Raw genomic sequence first — 2,976 nt, 5'->3', positions numbered from 1 at the left:
GTGCACTGGTTGCCTTGAATAACAAACAAAAGGAGACTTTGACGAGCCAGATACGAGAAGGTCTGGTGCAGCAGGGGCAATTATCCAGGCAAATGAAAAAGGTAGCTGTTTTGACGACAGTTTCCTTGACTCAAACGGAAAAAGGATATGCTCATTCTTATAAAGTAGGCGATAAAATCACGTTTTATAACGAAGGACGAATACCGAAGCACTATAAGGTATGTGAAGTCGGTGCCAATGGGCTGCATTTAGAAAATGCCCAGGGCAAGACAAGTTTGTTTGCTTATGATGCCAAAGAAGACTTTCATGTATCACGAGAAAAAATACTAGAAGTCGCTGTTGGTGAACGGTTAATCAATGAACAGTCCTTATATCATCAACGAGTCAAATATGCGCCTAAGAGTTCGTTTGTTGTGTCAAAAATTACTGAAGAAGGCATCTATGTACGCCATGAGTCCAACACCTTATTTTTGACTAATAAAGCGTTGTCTGAATACCATTTTGATTATGATTATTGTAAAAAACCTCATGAGATAAAACCAGACACCACACAAGTGTTTATGGCGGCACGACCTTACCAACTCAATCGTAACCTTATCGGAGAAATCGGTGAACACGCGCAGCATGTGATTCTGTTTACTGATGATGGGCAAAAAGCACAGCGCTTTTTAGAGAGTGTGCAATTGAAATGGACCGCCTATGATGTGCAACAAAAAAAGCCAGATTTAGTCTACCGTGATATGGCCTATGCCAATAAAGCATTGGAACGAGAACTTAACACGTTAATTCATCACCTGGATCTAAAATCAGAAGACAAAGAACGCATTGCGGCCACAGCGCTCACGTATGCGCTTGCTAAATGCACGGAACGCAATGCAGCCTTTAAACACAGTGATTTAATGACCCATGCTTTAATGCATGCATTAGGAACGGCAGATTTTGAAGACATTGCTCCATTACTTAAAGGGCGAATAGCAGATTCCTTAGTTTATTTGGATACTTATTGGACGACCAAAGAGGCGTTACACATTGAAGAGGCGATACAGCAGGCTAATTACAAAGAGCAAAATACGGTAAAGCCCATTAAGTCTTCTGCACAAAAGCTTTTGTCATTACCTGAAACCTTAACGCAAGGTCAAAAAGATGCTATCACGTTGGTGGTGAGCACATCCGACCGGTTTGTATCCATTCAAGGGCTTGCAGGTGTTGGTAAGACCACAATGATGCGGCATGTGAAGGACATTGCTGAGAGCAATCAGTTTCAAGTGCTTGGATTAGCACCGACGCATAAAGCCGTAGAGGAACTCAATGCGAATGGCATCCAGGCGCAGACCATTGATAGTTTTTTACGCAATGACGGTGGGTTGGGTGCTAATCACTTAGTCATTGTGGATGAAAGCTCCATGATTGATAATGAGAAGTACCATGCCTTACAACAAAAGTGCATTGACACCCAATCGCGAATGGTGTTTACAGGGGATATTACTCAGTTGCAATCGCTGGCTTCAGGGATTCCTCATGAGCTTACCATCAAAAGCCAATCGCAAAAAACAGCATTTATGACGGAGATTGTGCGCCAAAATCCGAATCCTGAATTAAAAAAAGCAGCGGAGTTTGCATCACGTAGAGAAATTGGGAAGGCTTTTGAACTCATAAAAAACATTAATCCAGAAGAGTACGTGCAGCGAAAGACACCGGTACAGGGGTTGAATCATTCATCACTGATTGAAATTAATTGTACTGATGAGGAAGGAAAAAAGGACTACACATCCATTTATCGTGCCATTGCTGACGATTTTCTCAGCCGAACCCATGAGTGTCAAAAAAATACGCTAATAGTTGCTCATGCTCATGAGGACAGAACACCCATTGAAGTGTTAATACGTGAAGGGTTGCACCAACAATATCAACTACACGGTCAAGATATACTTTGTAAGCGCTTATTCCCAGTCAGCATGGATCAAGCTGACCAAGTACAGGCACATTCTTTTGAACCAGGTGATGTCATTCGGTTTGGTAAAAACTATTCGGTGGCTAAAAAGGACGACTATTTCACCGTCAAATCCATTGATAGGGAAGCAAACAAATTGTTCTGTGTTGATGAGTCACAGGATGCGTTTACAATCAGCGCTTCTATTTTACCCAAAACAATGCCTTCCTTCTATAAATTGCACGAACGGCCTTTAGCCTCAGGGGATCGGATTCGATTAAAACGAAATGATGACGCTCGCGGCATTATTGCCAATGAAGAATATACGGTCACACAGGTTTTTGGTGAAACAATAGGCTTAAGCAACAGTAAAAATCAGGTCACGCTGAATTTAAAAAAACAATCAGATCTTCATTGGGATTATTCCTATACGAATACGGCTTATTCCAGTCAGGGTGCTACATCCAAGTTCATGATTGCCTTGGAATTGGAGGACCGTCTTGTTGTAACCACCCACCGATCTCATGAAATTGATGCAACTCGTGCAAGCCATCAAGCAACTTTTTATACCGATAATTTTGAGGGTTTAATTAAAAGACTTGAAGATCCCCTGAAACAACGCGATGCGGATAAAACCTCCGCTGTATTGACTGAAGAGGCTTATCTTTTGAAGCAACAAAAACAGCAAAGAATTAGTACGAAATTACTGGATCGAGCTCAGGAACACATTCTGGAAGAATCTAAGGAACAGGTAAAAGATTTTCCATTCATAAAAAAATATGAGTTTGCTCAAAAGCCGTCTATTAATGCGGAAGAACTGTATAATGGATTATTGAACGTATCTGATTCTTTAGTTAAAAGCCTTTTAGGAGAGCCGAATCATCGATTATCAACCCAATCCGAATATCGATATGGAGCCAAAGGAAGCTTGAAAATTTATCTTGATTCAGGTCTTTGGCACCATTTTGAGACAGGGGAGTCGGGAAATTTATTTCATCTTATTGAACGTGAGAAGGGTTTATCCGGTTTTAAAGAAACTCTGGAGC

1 protein-coding gene is annotated in these 2,976 nt (G+C 41.2%); it reads left to right on the top strand.

Translation table 11 applies throughout. The features are described 5' to 3' along the window. Positions 1-38: 38 nt before the first annotated feature. The coding region (gene traI, locus A8O27_RS17905; protein WP_259293100.1) for a conjugative transfer relaxase/helicase TraI at positions 39-2,976 on the top strand (2,938 nt) is incomplete at its 3' end.

The sequence above is a fragment of the Legionella bozemanae genome (assembly GCF_001648595.1).
Classification (GTDB): domain Bacteria; phylum Pseudomonadota; class Gammaproteobacteria; order Legionellales; family Legionellaceae; genus Legionella; species Legionella bozemanae.
This window is presented reverse-complemented; position numbering and strand designations above follow the sequence as displayed.